Below are 18,288 nucleotides of genomic sequence, written 5' to 3'. Positions count from 1 at the left end.
ACGTTCGCGCCAACTGATTTGCTCGTTCATTCAGTTCACGGTATGTCAACTGCTGATCTTCGAACACAACCGCAAGGTGGTCAGGTGTACGTTCCACTTGTTCTTCAAATAATTGATATACTGTTTTTTCATGTGGATATTCCGATAAGGTATTATTAAAGTTATTCAATAATTGCTTTGTTTCATATTCACTAATTAGAGATACTTCAGTTGTTTTTTCAAGAGGATGATTCATGATATATTCCGCTATTGCGAATACATGTCTGAATAATACATCAATATACTTTTCATCAAATAGACAGGTACGATAATCAGCATAAATCTCTAAATAATCCTCATCTATTTTTTCAACCACATGAACAAGAAGATCATTCACTTCATTTCCACAAAAACTACTCTTTATTTCTATTTTAGTACCATCCATATCTACCATATTCCTAAATTGACGGTATTCCATAGTAATTCCAAAAAGTCGACCAAGGTCAGGCATAGAATGCATTTCCCTAACATCTTTAATCAACTTATTATATGGATACTTCTGATGCCGAAGAATTTTTGCCTGTTCCTTCGATACCTTTTGTAAAAATGAAATAATATTATCTTCAGGATCTAAAGAAACTTTAACAGCCACTGTACTAGTGAACATTCCTATTGTTTCTTTTTCCTGTCTTGTGGTTCGATTAGAATAATTTGTTCCAATGATTAAGTTTCTCTCATTCGTAATTTTATTTATATATATATAAAAAGCTCCCAGAAAGAAAGTGAATATACTAATTTTATTTTCCTTACAGAACTCCCTTACTTTGTGATAAAAATCCACACTAACTTCTAAATATGTCCTTTCCGCAGCTGTACTTGTTAATAAAGGATTGTAAGGTTTCAATTCAGTGAAATCTGGAAGAGATTCAAAATTTCTCAACCAAAATGCTCTATCTTTTTGAAAACGTGCTGACTTCTCATATTCTTCTTCTGTTTGAATATAATCTAGATACGAATGTTTTTTATATGTATCAAAAAAAGTACCTTTGACCATATCAGCATAATTTTGATTCACATCTTCAACAATCTGAGCTAAAGAGATTCCATCGCATATGATGTGATGAATTTTAATATTATAGCCATACTCTTTATCTTCAATTTTAAATATTGTAATTTCAAATAATTCCGAATCATACAGTTTCATAGGAATTCTATTATGAGAATCTAGCCAATTTTCTACATAGTTTTGAGTTGATACTTCAGAGAAATCAATATAATCTATTTCTTTATATGTATATGGTTCAACATACTGTTTTGCTTCACCATTTTCAAAAGTTAATTTTATTCGAAAAGCATCATTTTCTTTAATAACCGATTGAAAAGATTGTTTTAAAACATTTATATCTATCTGATTTTTCATTTTTATTGTTCCTGATAGAATGCAGGCAGTTGTATTTGGATAAAGTAATTCTGTATACCATATTCTTTTTTGCGCCTGGGTTAAAGGCAATAATTCAATCTTCTTTGTTTTCATTTCTGCTCCACCTTTATTACATTATTTAAACTATATAGGTAGTACAACGGATGTTAGTAAACTTCTAAATTATCGAGAATGGGTATATACATAGTGCCAACTTATTTCACAATCATAAACTCTCGATATAAGCAGAAGGAATATCTTTTTAAAACATCCCAGCTAAAACAAATGCTAATTAGGATTTTAATCCCTCTAACTACAGAACTCTAAAGTTTGATGCGTAGTAGCTAATAACTCATTAAAAAAATCACTCCATAAATAAAATTAAATAAAGATAGAAGATTACAATACAAGATGACCATCTGAGCTCTGACAACCATTTCCCCCCATAAATCCCCTTCCTTTTTACAAGAAACGAAATATAATCTTTTTTCAAAACTATAATCGTTAATTATCATTAAATTCGGTATTTTCTTTATTTTACAACCGAACAACATTATATTACATATATTGTTATATAATTACAACAGATGATTTTGTCGAAATTTCAGAAAAAAAATTTTTTTCAACCTTTTTATTAAAAATCTAAACATTAAACCTCTAATTTTGTCGAAATTTCAAGCTAAAACATTTCCTGGAAATATTTTAACAATATTTTAGAAACTAATTTCAGTAGGGGTATTTCTCTAAATTAAATAAAGCTATTTTTTCATTAAGTTAATTACTAATTTACTTTTCAAAATTAAAACCGTTCAAAATTATCTATTTAAACATTTATAATACTTTTAAGTACTTTAAATTCACTACTTATTATTGAAGACATTAAAGTGGGGACCACCCAAATGTGCCTCTACAGCACCAAGTTCCTAAAAATAAATTAATCCTAACAATCACCTACAAACGAGTAAAAAGCTAAGACGTCGTCTTAGCTTTTATGCTACTTATGGTTATTTCAATTTAAATTTCCATAGATAGTGGAAAACAAATAAACTTTGTTCTTATAGTAAGAATCAGTATGTCTTTAGAATCATTTTTTAACGTATAATATGTCAAATATACTTTGATTTATCTTTCCGACTTTCCATAAAGTAAACTTAAATTTTAAAAGTATTCTTATACCCTAAAATTCTATTATATAAAGCTAAACAGGCATTACTAGCGATTTTCAATTCCCCCCATATCCCCTTACAAAGATTACAAATTTATCCTTCAAATCTTTTGCACTTACTAAATAAATTGGACACATATTTTAAAAAACTTCACATGAAAGCGCTTTTTTGTGTAAAATTGTACCCATAAATAATAATATCAGTAAAAGGAGGATTAATATGGATAAGTGTAATTTACACAAAAAAGAAGATTCTCTAAAAATACTAGAATTTAAAATAAAACAACAAGAAGAGTTAGAACAAAAGCAGCTTTTAACATTCTTTGATAGAAAATGGTTAATAGATAATAATTTGGCGAAATCACTAATTAATTTTTGGGATGGAAACCCCTATGAAATGCTCAATGATTTATATCCAAATAAGTTTAAAGAATGGCAATTAATTGATTTGCCTAAAGGGTTTTGGATTGGAAAATCTTCATCAGAAGCCTTAGAAGCCTTAAAATGGATAATAGAGGAAAAAGAAAAATTAACCGAAGAGCAAATACTTCAGGTATATAATAAAGGGTGGCTAATAAAACATAGATTAAAAATACCATTGCTTGAGCATTGGGACGCAAATATATATATGATGTTAAATGATTTATACCCTAATCGTTTTAAAGAATGGCAATGGTCCTCCTTAAAAAACGAATACTGGAGGAAAAGCACACCCTTTATTGCACTGAAGGAGCTTAGATGGTTAATAGAGGAGAAAAAACGGTTAACTAAAGAAATTGCATTGGAAGTTGTTGACTTAAATTGGTTAGCAAAAAATAAGTTTATTATTCCTTTAAGGTTATATTGGGCAGGAAACCCTCAAAAAATGCTAAATGATTTGTATCCTGGTACTTTTAATATAGATCAGTTATCCCAGTCTTTGACGAAAAGGAAAGCTTTAACTAGATTGAAATGGATACTAGAAGAAAAAGAAAGATTAACTGACGAACAAATTTATCAGGAATTCAGTACAACTTGGCTAATAAAAAATAAATTATATATACCTTTTAAAAACTTCTGGGGTTCTAATCCTTATGAAATGATAAACGATTTATATCCTAATCGTTTTAAGGCATGGCTATTTAAAAAAGTTCCCAAGGGCTATTGGACAAAAATCACAGCATTAAAAGCCTTAAAATGGACAATTGAAAAAAAAGAACAACTAATAGAAGAGCAAGTACCACAAAGAACTGATATACAATGGTTTGAAAAAAACAAGCTTATTGTTCCATTGAGCAAAATTTGGAGTGGTAGTCCCTATAAAATGATAAACGATTTATATCCTAATCGCTTTAAAGCATGGCAATTTCGAAAAGTGCCCCGGGGATTTTGGACAAAAGAAAAAATATTAGAAGCACTTAAATGGACAATAGAAGAAAAAGAACAGCTAACTGATAAAGAACTAATGATGGTTTTTAGTGTAGATTGGTTAAGGAAACATAGATTAATACACCATTTAGCAACTTATTGGGATTATAGTCCATTTAAAATGCTAGATGATTTATATCCAGGACGTTTTAGGGAGTGGGACTTTAAACGTACTCCTAAAAATTTTTGGACAAAAGAGAAAGCTTTGGTGGCATTTAGTTGGACGATTAAAGAAAAAGAACAACTAAATGAAGAACAAATATTACAAAAAATTAATCTTGATTGGGTTAAGCAACACAAATTGCTGACACCATATCAGAGATACTGGAATGGGAATCTTCATAAAATGCTAAATGATTTATATAAATTTTCCTATTTAAATTAATATAGATATAAGTACCATTCAACTCCTGTCAAATTCACGTAATCCTAACAAAGTTATGCACTGTTCTTTATATTACATTTTAATATTTGTATAGACTTTGCTTTGAATGTAATTGCTTTTACCTTACAAATTCTAGCATAGTCTACTGTCCTTTTTTTCATAGAATTTACCCATATATCTCTTTATAATCATTAATATCTTCATAGAAGTCAACTGCTTGTTTAGTCCTCCTCTCTTTCTAATAAGAAAATTAATTTGCTAAATTTTCTTATATTCAAGTGACTAAATTTCAATATTCCATCAATATTATAAGTAAAATCAAGGGATTAATTTATTAACTTTATTTGTATGTAAAAAGAGTTCTACCCCTGGAAAACCTGCCTTCTTTTATTATTTTTATTCTCCTAATCTTCATAATTCCCATTTAGTAATTTGAAAAGATAATAACCCTAACATACTACGTACAGCCCCCTTAACAAAACTATATTCTTAACCTTCACTTTTATTAAAAGGCTTATCTGTCTGTTTCGTTTGAGAAACCATCAAATTCACTCAGTTAATTCAAAGTTATATCTATATACCCCGAATATATACGTTTGATAAATACTAAATTTTCTATTTTACTTCATAATTTCTTTTTTGAATTTCATACTCTGTAAGGTCCCTTACAATAATGTAATAAATTTGTTAGGTAATTCGATGTTTTTAAAACTTAAGTTAATTTAAACTAAAATAGCAAGCTATTTGAAATACACAATCAAAAAATTAGAAAAGAGTTGATAATAAAAAATATTAAATTTAACTTGATGTATTCACAAATTTAGAGAAATAGAAAGTATAAAATACTTCTCTTTTTAAATAAACTTCTTATAAAAAAATAAGATGTTTTAAAATTCATTTTAATTGCTTTGTTATTAAACTATATAAATTGGAGGAAATCTTAAATGCAAAAACGCAATGCTGAATTTTTAATTGCTCTTATCGGGGCTATATTAGGAACCATAAGTTCTTTTTTCGTTTTCTTATTATCAGGGTTCATTCCAGCTGCACAAAATTCAATATCATATATGTTTTCTAGTTCTTTTATTATATTCTTGCTACAAATTGCAGCTATAGTTCTTTCTTGCAGTATTAACTATATAAACAAAAAATTATACGGTGTAATAATGATTAGCATTGCACTTATATCTTTAGTTACCTATTTTTTCTTCTTGTTGATACCTGCTGTTCTCTACATGATATCTGGTGGATTAGCTTTTAGACCCATAGAGAATCAATCATCTCAAAAAAAAGCATAAAAAGACACTATACTAAAGTGTCTTTTCTTTAAATAAAATATGAGAATCCAAAAAAATTTGTTTATACACATCAGAAACACCTATTTTCACTAAAATTCTCTGTAGGATTATAATAAACATCTTATGTTAAAAAGATTCCTTTAGTTTTTATATAGATGTTAAAGCATTTAATCTATCTTCTTATTAATAAGTATATTCTATCCATTATTTCATTACAAATCTCAAATTAACTACATAATGAGCGAATATCTTTCTTTAACTTTAGCATTAAATTTTAAAGTTGAATAAAATTGCAAAGGAGATACCTTAATATGAATAAAAAATTAAGGATAACAGGCTTTGATTTTGCACGAGCATTAGCTATTTTTGGAATGGTTATTGTTAATTACAAACTAACTATGGGAACTGAATATAAAGGATCAACATGGATGATTTACTTAACTAGTATTTTTGATGGAAATGCCTCTGTAGTATTTGTTATTTTGGCTGGAATTGGAATTTCTCTCATGACGGAAAAAGCACGTATAACTAAAAATACTAACCTCGTTAAAAAAAATCAAAAAACCATTTGGAAGCGTGCCCTATTTCTTTTAACACTGGGGTTATTCCTGTATCTAATTGGATGGAGAGCTGATATATTACATTATTATGCATTCTATATGTTTATATCGTCTTTTTACATCATTACATCTAATAACACTCTGTTATATTCTTGCATTAGCATTTTAATTATATCTCAAATATTACAAATCATATTTAATCTTGTTAATAAATCAAATTTATTCAATAACGATCCTTCCATATTTTTAAGCTTTTCTGATATTTTTAATAATCTTCTATTCAATGGATATCATCCTATTTTCCCATGGATTTGCTTTCTCTTGCTGGGTATGTGGTTAGGAAGGCTAAATTTTAGCTTATCTAAAGTTAGAAAAAACTTATTATTATTTTCACTAATTTCAATGATTATATCAGAAACTTTTTCCTTTACTCTTATTAAAATAACCACGCCTTTGTTAGGAATAGAAACTGCTAACTCTCTATTTTCTACAAATCCAGTACCACCAAATATATTCTATATTATTTCCAGTTCAAGTATTGCTATAATAGTAATTGTTCTATGTATATATTTCACAGAACAATTTGCAGGAAAAATAATAACGAAAATACTTATTCTAACTGGACAAATGTCATTAACATATTATATTGGTCATGTCTTTGCATTAATTATTTTTTCATATTTAGGATTAGTAAAAGATGCGGATCTACTTAAAACTCTTGTACTATCTTTATCCTTTTATATAAGTGCAATGTGTTTATCTTATTTTTGGAAATTACATTTTACAAGAGGGCCAATTGAAATGATAATGAGAAAATATAGTGATTAACAATAAAAAAGCTGGTTCCCAAAATTAGCTTTTTCTATAAATACAATTATCAAACTCTTTTACACTTAATCCATTCACGTTTGTTTTTCTTTTCCCAATAATTCACTACTATCCATGTTGATACTACACCTAAAACGAATTTCTTAAACAAAATACCACCGCTTCCTGTTAATCTTATGAAATAAAAATACTTGAAGTTAAAACCCTAATTTTAATACTTATGATTTGTTCATATATATTTATCTAGCACATTATAATTAAATTTATTATAAACCTGATGAATAATTGATCAATCATCTATTAAAGCCTAATTAGAACAACTTAAATTCAAAGAATTTTGCAATCTATATCAGTATGTCTTAATTCTTTTAGCTTTTATAAAAGTCCAAACATTACAGCCGAAAGCAATAACTTTATCTCTTCGGCTGTAAAAATGTATAAATTATGCCAAAACTTAAACTTCAACTAACTCCTTAACATCTTCATAAATCTCCCCCAAGGTCTCATGAGAAATATCTTTCGATAAATCTTCTTCAGATGCGTAACTAAAAACCACAACGGTACGACAAGAATCATTTTTTAAAGGTGTAACTCTATGTAATGTAGTACCAGCTTTCATAAAGTAACAATGACCTTGAGGAACGTATACATTTTGAATTTCACGATTTTTAAGTACTGCCCTTAATCCCTCTCCAGGATGCTCTTTATCCCATACAGTATTTGGGATATATTCAACAATAGCACCTTCCCCTTCTTTAGGAGCTTCAATTACCCAAATCAAAGCAAAAGTATAGTCGTCCCAATGCCACCCATGAGTATCACCTGTTTTTTGCTGATTATTAATAATAAATTCTTCTGGTGTATATGGAATACGATATACGGGTTCATTATTATTTAAAAATGTTAAGAAATTTAAAATTACTTCAGATTTAAAAAATGCTGGAATTATCTTTCCTTTTTTAGAAATACTGTCACGATTTACTACATTAAAGTTACGAGGGGTATTACCTGTGGCTTTAATTATAATATCACGACGTTTTGCATTTTCTAAAAGAAGGTATTTTGCTTCAACAGACATAGCATCAATTAAGGATTTTGGAATTAATTCTTCTAAAATAACAAGCTGATTTTCCATAAACACATTTTTCAAACTAGTAATATACTCTTCCGAAAAGCTGTTTAAATGATCCTGAACCAGTTTATCAAATTCTGTTTGGAACATAAAAATCCCCCTAAAAAATTACTTAATATGTATTTCTTTAACATTTATACTCGTAAAGTATACTATATTATGTTTTTTAAATAGTCAATAAATTTGAGAAAGTTTTATTTTTTATATTTTTGAGAAAATTTTTCTAAATTATTAATTTCATTTGGAAATAATTTCATATATTATTTTTAAATAATTCATTTTTATATAACAAAATAATTATTAAGAACAATAAAACAATTATACAGAGTGTTTACTTGTCAAAATCCTGTATTAATTAAATTTTAAACTTAATTTTTATAATATCCAAAAAATATATAGGGCTAGTTGCTATTTTTCTCCAAAATTAATATTTGAGCTTTACTCTAAAAATAATAATCACTTATCAATATCATCCAAAATATAGACAATGATCCTATTATCTATGTTTAAATATGATAAAAAATTTCAAGACAAAAAACTGGAGAATAAGGAGCTAAATAATATTATTTCACTTTGTTTTTGTAACATCATGCCTTTATATCCATTAGTTAAGATTAAAAGTCTGTATTTTTATATTAATATGAGTGCATTTTACTTTAAGACGGGTTCCCAATTAATATAAACTTGATTTTCGAAACATTACATTATTGTAAGTATTCTTACAATAATGTAAGCATTTTGTTAGATATTTCGATGTTTTTTCTACTTCAATTAAGGTACACTAAAGTAGAAAATATATCGTTTGAATACACACTCAAATAAATAATAAAGGAGTTGGTAATAAAAAATTACCTAGCAAATTTAATGTGTTTGCAAGATTTAAAGAAAGCTAAGAAGTATAAGCAAGTCTTCAGCATATAGCAAATACCCCATTAAATAATTTTATTGCTAGACATGCTCAAATACTTTTAGTAAATGTAATCATGAATCCCTCGTATTTATAATTGAATGCAGTCAAGCAAACAATTATAGTAGAGGGATTTTTTTTGTAAAATATTAATTTTGATAAGCATCACAAGTATATTTTTCTTTCCAGATGAACTTCTTATACAAAAAGATGTTTTGAATTGCACTTTAGTTGATTTGTTTTAATATTTTTTATTTTTATACATTTGGAGGGAATTTAAGGTGAAAGAACGTAATGCTGAATTTTTATTAGCCTTTATTGGATCTATATTAGGAACTGTTAGTTCTTTTTTTGTTTTCTTATTATCAGGTTTCATTCCAGCTACACGCACTTCAATGTCATATATGGTTTCCACTCCTTTTATAGTATTTTTGCTTCAAATTGTAGTCATAGTACTTTCTTGTAGTATTACCTATATAAACAAAAGGTTATACGGTGTAATAATGATTAGCATTGCACTTATTTCTTTATCTATGAATTTTTTCTTCATGTTGATACCTGCTACTTTTTACATAATATCTGGCGGATTAGCATTTAGACCTATAGAAAATAATTCAATTCAAAGAGAAGAATAGAAAAGAATTATACCCTGTCAAGCTAAGAATTTAATATAAATAAAGCAGAATATAAAAAAGAAACATACAACATGGTAATCTGTACCCTTTGTAAAGGACATTTTGAAAAAAGTTAGGCGACATCAAGAAGATGATTTCTGTATCCAACAGGAGTCATCTTTTTTAAATTCCATTGATATCTATAATGATTGTAATACGTCATATATTTCTTAATCTCTTGTTTCAATTCATTAAAGGACGCACAAGGTTTTATATGAGCTTCATCTTTCAGATGACCAAAAAATGATTCTTGTGGGGCGTTATCCCAACAGTTTCCTCTTCTTGACATGGATTGTCCAAGGTTTAGCTTTTTAACTAGCTTTTGATAGGTAGGGCTTGTGTAGTGGGATCCTTGATCTGAATGAATATAAGCACCTTCAGTCAATCGAATCCGCGGATTCCTTTTTAGTTTATGGAGAGTTGTCGTTACGAGCTCTAATGTCATCTGTTCTGAAACATGGTAAGCTAAAATTTCATTAGTTGAGCCGTCTAAAATTGTAGATAAATAGGCCCTTTGATTCTTACCGTAAACTAAATAGGTGATATCTGTAAGAAGTGTTTTCCCTGGGGTATTTTGTTTAAATTCCCGATTTAATTGATTCGGTACTATTCGATGCTCTTTTGTAGCTTTAAGCATTCTTTTATAAGGATTCGCTTTGCGAACCGGACAGATAATCTCGTATTTCTTCATAATTCTACGGATACGCTTTAAATTGTAGACAACTTGAAACTGACCCGCCAATGTCATCTTTATCTGACGAGCCCCCTTGTTTCTATTTCTAAATCGAAGTGCTTTTAATATGGTTTCCTTCAAGATTTCATCTCGATCACTCTTTTGTTTCCGTTGTTCTTGAGATGAAACTGAAAAGTAATTATAGTATCCCGAACGGGATACACCAGCTACTTTACACAAATGACTGACCATATTCCTTAAGTTGTATTTCATGATGACAGAACGAATCAAGATGAATTTCTGACTAGGTGGTAGTGTTATTTCCTTCTCATCCTCCCTTCCATAAGTTTGATTTTTTTTAGCAATTCGTTTTCCGCCTTTAGTAAGTTTCGTTCGGCTTCTAAACGGGCATACTTTTCTTCTAACGTAAGCTCTCTCTCAAGAGTTCTTCCAGCGTTTTCGATACGTGTATCCCTTAAACCCAATACACCATTTTTTCTATAAACAGCACGCCATCTACTTCCCGATGACATAACTCGTTTCATTCCAATCATATCTATATCAAAACCACATTCTTCAAAAATATTTCGAGGTAGCTTTCCTTTTTCATTTTCCTCAATAAAAATATGCTTAAATTACTCTGTATAAGTGATACCTTTCTGACTTACAGATTTTACGTATAGGTTATTTGATAGAATTTGAATTTCTCTTTCTGTAAATAGTTTTTTGTCATTTTCAACATTCTCCGATCCCAATTTTCCTTTTATTATACAAGAAATACCCTATAGAATAGACTTTTTTCAAGTGTCTATTCTATAGGGTACATTTTATGGTGTATGTTTCTTTTTTATATTATCCGCAAAGACTATATAAAAAATTACTCAATTCCTTGTAAGTAAAAAAGATTAATTTTTCATTCTAATTTTAGTGAAATAAATTATCTCATACCCATCAACTGAAAAATTAATACGTTCTCTCCCAGATATTCTAATTTCCTCATTTTGCGGTATTCACTTTTCTGAGTTTAATAGCAATAGGCACTCCCCTATTACATATACTAGTTACACTTTCAGTAAGCTGAAATTATTGCCCACTAGATAAAATCTACTATGTAGCTCTGCATCATTCTTGGGTATTGGGTACTGGATACCATATATTCAGTAATCACTCTTTTAACTGTAATTCGTTGGGTTTACCTTCTCATTATATAGCTTGTGTTCTTTTTTACAACTTATACCTGCCGTCTATCTAATACTCATTAACTACTTTAAACAAAAAGACAACAAGATTGCTAAATTAGTATTTCACTATTTATTTTTCTCTCTTCATGTCTGGTAATTAGTTTATGCTGGATCTGAAAAAGCAATTGTGATATCTGCTTCGCAAACAATTGCTTGATTTACTGTAGCAATAGCATGAGCCTTTGCAAATGAAGCACGCACGCGAGTTATATTTACCTCTAAACGTATTCGATCTCCTGGTATAACCTTTTTTTTGAATTGACAATTATCAATACCAGCAAATAGTCCAATTTTTTTACCACATTCTCCTTTTTTGTGCATGATAATTGCACTTACTTGTGTTAAAGCTTCTAAAATTAAGACTCCAGGCATTACTTGGTTCTCGGGGAAATGTCCATAAAAAAAAGGTTCATTAACTGTAACATTTTTAATTCCTACTGCACGTTTACCTTCTTCAAGTTCTGTAATACAGTCAATTAATAAAAATGGATATCGATGTGGTAAAATATCTTGAATTTGATTAATATCTAGCATATACTTTCTCCTTATTCTTTATTAGTATTTAGAACAATTTAATTATCACATTATTTATCTTCATAAACAATCAGAAAATATAAATAAATTAGTTTTATTTGTAACTATATTCTCCATAAACCTACCGTAAACAAAAATATCTATTTTTAACATAAGGAGTCTAATCTTATTATTGTTTTAACATACCTAATCCATTTAGAATTTTCGAAAAATATACACATCTTTTTTGAACTCCCCCCTACTCACTTCGCGTTCCTTTAGGAGGTAGTCTTCTTAGCTAAAATGATAAAATGTTGTCCGAAATAGAGAAGAAGCTGATGGATAAATACTCCATCAGCTTCTTTCCATCTTGCTATTCAATTAGAAGCTAACCGTCGCTGCTTCCTCTCCTGAATTAATCATTCGTTGTTCAATCTTTCCTAGCAGTTCCTTTATCTTACTTGAATAAAGTTTAACTGCTTTCGTAGATTGAGCATTCTTAAGCTCTTCTGTCCATTCTGCTAAATCTTCCTTTTCTTGATCATCTAGATAATCAAAAACTTCCTTTCGAGACATGGGGCTCACCTCACCTCAACTTAACTCTTTGTATTTGGCCGTTACATAACCAAATCTCCTCATCTCTCTATTTCTATTTATAACAGATTACTCCTCTTTTATTCCTTATTCTTTTTTTCGAGTTCGTTCAATTTCTTTGAAATAGACTGAATCTCGTCGCTTTTGACTTGCTCCGTTGCCAAGCGATTGTGCAGCAGGAAAGCTTGCCCTGAAATCCCAGCAAGAATACTCACCTTAAGAATATCCATCATTGTTTCAGGGTTAAACATTGCAACACCAACGAGTGAAGCAATACTTCCTACAAACATCTCTCCCAAGAAACCCGGATGAAATGCAAGCTTTTTCTTACGAGGCAACAAAAACTTTTTGTTTGTGATGTAATGACTAGCCAATCCTGAGACCATACCAGCCACAACTGACACAATTACTGTAACCAACATAATATGCACCCCTTTTCGAAAAACTTTTGACATTGCAGCAGCAGTTTCTATTTAATAATTAGTTGCTATGACACAGCATCACCCCTTTCAGGCAAAAACAAATAACCTTCCAGGAAAATGAATTGTTTACACAATGAAATAAAGTAACATAAAGTTCCTTTTTGTGTAATTTCATTAACCCGAAAGGTTATAAGTAGTTAGTGATATAAAAAAGAAAAAGAAAAAATGCAACTAAATTATATCACAACGAGGCTTTTTTATCTTTCAATTCAGAAAATTGATTTCGTAATCTAACTTTCTCAAATTATCAAATTAAAATTACATAAATTTATTATCCTAGTTCCTGTGATTTCGCCTAAATTAGTATAATTTTTAAACGATTCAGGTCTCCTATAATCTGTAGCTGCGACTATTAATTCAATTTGAAAGTTCTATTCAATAATTCTTTAACTGAGAATGACTCTTTACGTATAAACTTTAGAACTCCCGCTAAATCAATAGGTACCATTATAACAGCCACTTTTTTAATATTTTCTAAGAAGGGTAGATATATCCACCCCTCTTAGAAAATATTAAAGACAAGGAATTAATCCTCGTCTTTTTCATAACTACAGTTAAATTTTTCTTCATATTCAATTACCATAACCAAAAGCGGTTGGTCTTGTTCACGTTCCATGAACCCGCTTGGTGTTATTTTTTTAACTATTTTCTCGTAATTAGCACAATATTTCAAAAAGCCATTCACTTCTTCATCAATTCTTAATGCATCAGCAATAACAGTTCTAATTTGCAACATAATAAATCCCCCCCAAAATAATTTTTTATTTTAAATATGTAATCTCAGAAATTCGAAATCCATCTATTTCTGGTACATATTTAAATTCCAGAATTAAGTTGTTTTGTTTTACCAAAAACAGTCCTTTTTTTACTTTTGTAACAGTTCTTGGTTTTTCATAATTAAATAGACTTGGTTTACTTATATAAGTAACTTTGTAATTCTTATTTGTACTAAAGTAGTCTGATATAAATTCATCAGCTAATTCTGCAGTAGTTACATGATCTCCTAAAAATATTTCTAGTTCTTTTTTGTTTTGATAAATGGTTAGGTGGCCATTCTTATCAATATCATCAAATATTAATTTGAATTGCCCTCCTAAGTCATTAATCACATTTTGTGATAATTCATCTTCAAACAAATAATTGTATTGAATTTTCTGTTTCAAATCTTCTACTTTGATTGGAGTTAAGGCATCTGTTTGAGGTTCATCCTTTATAAAGGTGTTATAAAAAACGTCATAGCTAAAATGCCTAACACTAAAAATAATATTTTAATCTTCATAAAATCTTCTTCCTTTCACAATGTGATGTTCTCCAAAAAACGCAAAAAAGCCCTTTTCGGAGTTATATTTAAAAAGAAAGTAAAAGTAAGAAACTTAAACTATCTTTGAAAATCGAAACCCCGAAAGGGCTATAGTAGTTATAGATATAAAAATTTGAAATTAAAAAAAGTTATACTTAATTTTAACAAATTACAGCTATAAAAACAACAATACTCAGAATATTTAATCTATTAATTCTATGTTATGATGAATATTATAAACCTTTAGAATGGAGTTTGATCTTAAATTGAAAAAACGCCTAATTTCTGTTTTTCCAATATTAATATTTATTATTGGCATTGCCTTACTTTTACTAAGACAGTTCGTTTTTTTTCCATATAAGGTTTCTGGAGTTTCTATGGAAAACTCTTTATTTAATAATGACAAGGTTTTAATTAATCACTTCACTCGTTCAATAGAAGATCTGCAAAGATTTGATATAGTTGTTGTTAATTCCCCCCTAGAAAACACTTCTAATAATAAAACCATTATAAAAAGAGTAATTGGTTTACCTGGAGATACAATAGAATATAAATCACAGCATCTTTATATAAATGGACTTGTGGTAAAAGATCTATACTCAAAAGGTATAACAATTGATTTTTCATTAAAAAGTATTTACGGTTTCGATAGGGTTCCGAATAATACAATTTTTGTATTAGGAGATAATCGTGAAGAAAGCTTAGACAGTAGATTTAAAGAAATAGGATTTATATTTTTGAATGATATTGAAGGTAAGGTAATTTTACGCTATAAACCATTAAATAAATTTATGAAATTTTAATACAATTAATTAAACATATAAAAAAGGTCCAACTGTAGGACAGTCGGACCTTTTTACAATATGATTTTGATTAGTTAAGTTCGACTGATAAAAAAACTTATAGATGAACCTTCTAAAATCTTCGCTATTATAAATTTCCGCTAAAATCCTATTTAGCTACATCATTAGAATTTGATGCAAGTAATCCATTACCCTGCTCTTTAGAAGTTGTTCCTACAGTTTTCTGTTCTGGCTTTTGTTCTGGTTTCTGTTCTGGCTTTTCTTTCTCAAGAACTACCACATTTACTGTTTCAGTTGAGCTATTTCCTACCTTATCGGTTGCCGTTACTTGAACTGATATTGTACCTGGCTTACTTGTATCATACACTCCTACTGTTACTACTGGATTTGGATCTTTATTATCTTTTACACTGACTAAACTTCCTGGACTTAATTTATCTCTCACATGTACGGTTACAACTTGTTTCGCTGTTATTACTGGTGCTTCCGTATCCTTCTCCTCTTCCTTTTCTACTACTTTTACTGTTACCGTTACAGTTGAGCTGTTACCCGCATTATCAATTGCCGTTACTTGAATTGATATTGTACCTGGTTTACTTGTATCGTACACTCCTACTGTTACTACTGGATTTGAATCTTTATTATCTTTTACACTGACTAAACTTCCTGGACTTAATTTATCTCTCACATGTACGGTTACAACTTGTTTCGCTGTTATTACTGGTGCTTCCGTATCCTTCTCCTCTTCCTTTTCTACTACTTTTACTGTTACCGTTACAGTTGAGCTGTTACCCGCATTATCAATTGCCGTTACTTGAATTGATATTGTACCTGGTTTACTTGTATCGTACACTCCCACTGTTACCACTGGGTTTGGATCTTTATTATCTTTTACTTCTACTAAATCTCCTGCATTTAAGCTATCTCCTACATGTACAGTTACATCTTGTTTTGCTGTAATTACTGGTGCTTCTGTATCTTTTCCCTCTTCTTTTTCGACTACGTTAACAGTTACTATTGTACTTGAGCTATTTCCTGATGCATCTGTTGCCGTTACTGTTACTTGAATTTCACCTGCCTTACTTGTATCGTACGCTCCCATTGTTACCACTGGGTTTGGATTTTTATTATCTTTTACTTCTACTAAATCTCCTGCGTTTAAGCTATCTCCTACATATACAGTTATACCTTGCTTTGCTGTAATTACTGGTGCCACTGTATCCTTTTCTGGTTTTGTTGTACCACCATCATTACCATCTCCGCCTGTTGGGGGTTTTGTACCGCCTCCACCATCATTACCATCTCCGCCTGTTGGGGGTTTTGTACCGCCTCCACCATCGTTACCATCTCCGCCTGTCGGTGGTTTTGTACCGCCTCCACCATCGTTATCATCTCCGCTCGTTGGTGGTTTTGTGCTACCTCCATTATTACCTTCACCACCAGTTGGCGGTTTCACTTCCCCGCCATTTGTGTCACCAGAAGTTGGTGGTTTTTTATCATTATTAATTAGAGGTATTGAGTTATCTGCAATAGCTACACCGTCACTAATATTTTGATCGCCACCAAATACAAAGTTCTTACTATCCTTATTATCCGAGACAGAAGGATTGTTTATTGCTGATACTATTGAATTATTTAAATCAGAAAAACGATTACTTGATTTATCACCGTCAATAACTGAAGCTAGGTTTCGATTGGAATTTATAGCGGCGGTTGCAATTGAATCTGTTAAGTCATCAAATTTCCTTTTGGTTTTGTTATTTTCAATGATACCGGCTAAATTTTGTTCAGCGCTACGTTTTGCATTATCAATGATTTCATCAAAATCATTAGTATTTAGATTTTCAGTCGTTTCATTCTTACTTTCATCTTTTTTCTTTTCTTTTTCACTATCCTTTTTCTTTTTAGATACCGATGCTGTTTTAGTGTTCTTTTTTTCAGAAGAAAACAGCGAGCAGCCTGTAACTACCCCAACACTTAAGGTAGTTACAGTAGTCGTAAGTAACACTTTCTTTAAAATTTTCGAATAATCTAAAGGCACAATCAATTCCTCCTCATTACCTAACCTGCACTTATAGTTGCTACAGAAGTAGCAGAACTATTAGGTGTAGAATTATTAATTTTTTCGAGTAAATCTTTATTTCCAACCTTTTGGGCAAACTTTTTAGCTTCCTCAGATTTATTTAATTTCAAATAACTATTAACAATAATTCCTTCTCTTCTGCCATCTAGTGGCACTTGATCTCTTAAATTGATAACTTCTTCATGTTTGTTATCTAATGCAGCAATTTCAAAATTAATTATTGGATTTTTTATTTTTAATTCTTTTACTTTTTTCAAATTATCTACAGCTATATAATATGAAACTACTGATTCTGCAAAATCTTGTTCTAAGTCAATTGCCTTTTGTGCTTTACCACTTAATAGATACGTAAATAAAACTGCCTTTTTATCTTCTTTTCCTAACTTTTTATAATCGACTTTATCAAATTCCAAGGCAGCATCTTGATATTTTTGAACTGCAGATAATCTTAACCCATTTATTAAATTCGCATTAACTTCTAAACTATTTACATTATTTGCAGATGCAGCCTGTGAATTTTTCATATTGCTAAAGGCAAAACCTGCTACTACTAATAAAACAATTGATGCGATTCCTATAATAGCGTACTTTAATTTTTTCATATTATTTAAGATTCCTTTTTTATCGATTGCGACTTTCTCTTCTTGTTCAAATTTAGGTTCATTTGGTAGATTTCTTTCATTATTTAAATTAATTTCATCACTATCGGGCTCCCTTTTCACCACAGCTATTTTTTGTCTCTTTTGTGCTTCTTTTATTTTCTTTTCTTCCTCTAATCTTCTTTTTCCTACTTCTTCAAGTTTTTTCTCTTCTTCCTTCCGTCGTGCTCCTGCTTCATTTCTTG

General features: G+C 29.7%; 13 protein-coding genes and 2 pseudogenes. 5 read left to right on the top strand and 10 right to left on the bottom strand.

The window, feature by feature from the left end; all coding sequences use genetic code 11:
• A partial coding sequence (locus tag ACTFP3_RS29785; RefSeq protein ID WP_440012064.1) for a condensation domain-containing protein occupies positions 1–1,513 on the bottom strand: 1,513 nt, incomplete at its 3' end.
• A 1,271-nt stretch (positions 1,514–2,784) separates the two neighbouring features.
• Here ACTFP3_RS29785 and ACTFP3_RS29780 point away from each other — a divergent pair.
• From ACTFP3_RS29780 to ACTFP3_RS29770, 3 genes are all read left to right on the top strand, one after another.
• Entirely contained in the window at positions 2,785–4,356 is a 1,572-nt protein-coding gene (locus ACTFP3_RS29780) for a hypothetical protein (protein ID WP_326036356.1), read from the top strand.
• Between the two features lie 944 nt (positions 4,357–5,300).
• Entirely contained in the window at positions 5,301–5,654 is a 354-nt protein-coding gene (locus ACTFP3_RS29775) for a hypothetical protein (RefSeq protein WP_098562779.1), read from the top strand.
• 311 nt (positions 5,655–5,965) lie between these two features.
• The gene (locus ACTFP3_RS29770) at positions 5,966–7,042 is read left to right on the top strand and encodes a heparan-alpha-glucosaminide N-acetyltransferase domain-containing protein (protein WP_098562780.1); all 1,077 of its coding nucleotides are present in this window, start codon (positions 5,966–5,968) and stop codon (positions 7,040–7,042) included.
• A gap of 454 nt (positions 7,043–7,496) precedes the next feature.
• Here the strand turns inward: ACTFP3_RS29770 and ACTFP3_RS29765 are convergent, their stop codons facing one another.
• Positions 7,497–8,264, bottom strand: a complete 768-nt coding sequence (locus ACTFP3_RS29765; protein WP_098562781.1) for a HalD/BesD family halogenase — start codon at positions 8,262–8,264, stop codon at positions 7,497–7,499.
• Positions 8,265–9,362: 1,098 nt separating this feature from the next.
• Here ACTFP3_RS29765 and ACTFP3_RS29760 point away from each other — a divergent pair.
• Positions 9,363–9,716: a hypothetical protein gene (locus ACTFP3_RS29760; protein WP_139894815.1), complete on the top strand. Its 354-nt coding sequence runs from the start codon at positions 9,363–9,365 to the stop codon at positions 9,714–9,716.
• 112 nt (positions 9,717–9,828) lie between these two features.
• Here ACTFP3_RS29760 and ACTFP3_RS29755 read toward each other — a convergent pair.
• The 6 genes and pseudogenes from ACTFP3_RS29755 to ACTFP3_RS29730 form a co-directional block, all read right to left on the bottom strand.
• Positions 9,829–11,183, bottom strand: a pseudogene (locus ACTFP3_RS29755) (IS3 family transposase).
• 588 nt (positions 11,184–11,771) lie between these two features.
• Positions 11,772–12,203 carry a 3-hydroxyacyl-ACP dehydratase FabZ gene (gene fabZ / locus ACTFP3_RS29750; RefSeq protein WP_098562760.1) on the bottom strand — a complete coding sequence of 144 codons (432 nt, stop codon included), beginning with the start codon at positions 12,201–12,203 and terminating at the stop codon, positions 11,772–11,774.
• A gap of 360 nt (positions 12,204–12,563) precedes the next feature.
• The gene (locus tag ACTFP3_RS29745) at positions 12,564–12,758 is read right to left on the bottom strand and encodes a hypothetical protein (RefSeq protein WP_000087400.1); all 195 of its coding nucleotides are present in this window, start codon (positions 12,756–12,758) and stop codon (positions 12,564–12,566) included.
• Between the two features lie 98 nt (positions 12,759–12,856).
• Positions 12,857–13,198 (bottom strand): DUF4257 domain-containing protein, encoded by a 342-nt coding sequence (locus ACTFP3_RS29740; RefSeq protein ID WP_139894819.1) that lies wholly within the window; start codon positions 13,196–13,198, stop codon positions 12,857–12,859.
• Positions 13,199–13,784: 586 nt separating this feature from the next.
• Positions 13,785–13,994, bottom strand: a complete 210-nt coding sequence (locus ACTFP3_RS29735; RefSeq protein ID WP_098562762.1) for a hypothetical protein — start codon at positions 13,992–13,994, stop codon at positions 13,785–13,787.
• A gap of 25 nt (positions 13,995–14,019) precedes the next feature.
• Positions 14,020–14,394: a peptide ABC transporter ATP-binding protein gene (locus ACTFP3_RS29730; RefSeq protein ID WP_257149293.1), complete on the bottom strand. Its 375-nt coding sequence runs from the start codon at positions 14,392–14,394 to the stop codon at positions 14,020–14,022.
• Between the two features lie 412 nt (positions 14,395–14,806).
• Here ACTFP3_RS29730 and lepB point away from each other — a divergent pair, with 412 nt between their 5' ends.
• Positions 14,807–15,361: a signal peptidase I gene (gene lepB, locus ACTFP3_RS29725; protein ID WP_098568426.1), complete on the top strand. Its 555-nt coding sequence runs from the start codon at positions 14,807–14,809 to the stop codon at positions 15,359–15,361.
• A gap of 148 nt (positions 15,362–15,509) precedes the next feature.
• Here the strand turns inward: lepB and ACTFP3_RS29720 are convergent, their stop codons facing one another.
• Positions 15,510–17,402 (bottom strand): adhesin, encoded by a 1,893-nt coding sequence (locus tag ACTFP3_RS29720; protein ID WP_440012062.1) that lies wholly within the window; start codon positions 17,400–17,402, stop codon positions 15,510–15,512.
• A 20-nt stretch (positions 17,403–17,422) separates the two neighbouring features.
• Positions 17,423–18,288, bottom strand: a pseudogene (locus tag ACTFP3_RS29715) (hypothetical protein); the annotation flags it as partial.

This window comes from Bacillus cereus group sp. MYBK5-2 (assembly GCF_051915685.1).
Taxonomy (GTDB): Bacteria; Bacillota; Bacilli; order Bacillales; family Bacillaceae_G; genus Bacillus_A; species Bacillus_A cereus.
The sequence above is the reverse complement of the archived record's forward strand: the minus strand, read 5'-3'. Positions and strand labels throughout refer to the sequence as shown.

Bases quoted from the DNA above. Each gene is read 5' to 3' on its own strand.
- fabZ (WP_098562760.1), bottom strand. From the start codon at position 12,203: ATGCTAGATATTAATCAAATTCAAGATATTTTACCACATCGATATCCA.
- ACTFP3_RS29770 (WP_098562780.1), top strand. From the start codon at position 5,966: ATGAATAAAAAATTAAGGATAACAGGCTTTGATTTTGCACGAGCATTA.
- ACTFP3_RS29735 (WP_098562762.1), bottom strand. From the start codon at position 13,994: ATGTTGCAAATTAGAACTGTTATTGCTGATGCATTAAGAATTGATGAA.
- ACTFP3_RS29765 (WP_098562781.1), bottom strand. From the start codon at position 8,264: ATGTTCCAAACAGAATTTGATAAACTGGTTCAGGATCATTTAAACAGC.
- ACTFP3_RS29745 (WP_000087400.1), bottom strand. From the start codon at position 12,758: ATGTCTCGAAAGGAAGTTTTTGATTATCTAGATGATCAAGAAAAGGAA.
- lepB (WP_098568426.1), top strand. From the start codon at position 14,807: ATGGAGTTTGATCTTAAATTGAAAAAACGCCTAATTTCTGTTTTTCCA.
- ACTFP3_RS29780 (WP_326036356.1), top strand. From the start codon at position 2,785: ATGGATAAGTGTAATTTACACAAAAAAGAAGATTCTCTAAAAATACTA.
- ACTFP3_RS29740 (WP_139894819.1), bottom strand. From the start codon at position 13,198: ATGTTGGTTACAGTAATTGTGTCAGTTGTGGCTGGTATGGTCTCAGGA.
- ACTFP3_RS29775 (WP_098562779.1), top strand. From the start codon at position 5,301: ATGCAAAAACGCAATGCTGAATTTTTAATTGCTCTTATCGGGGCTATA.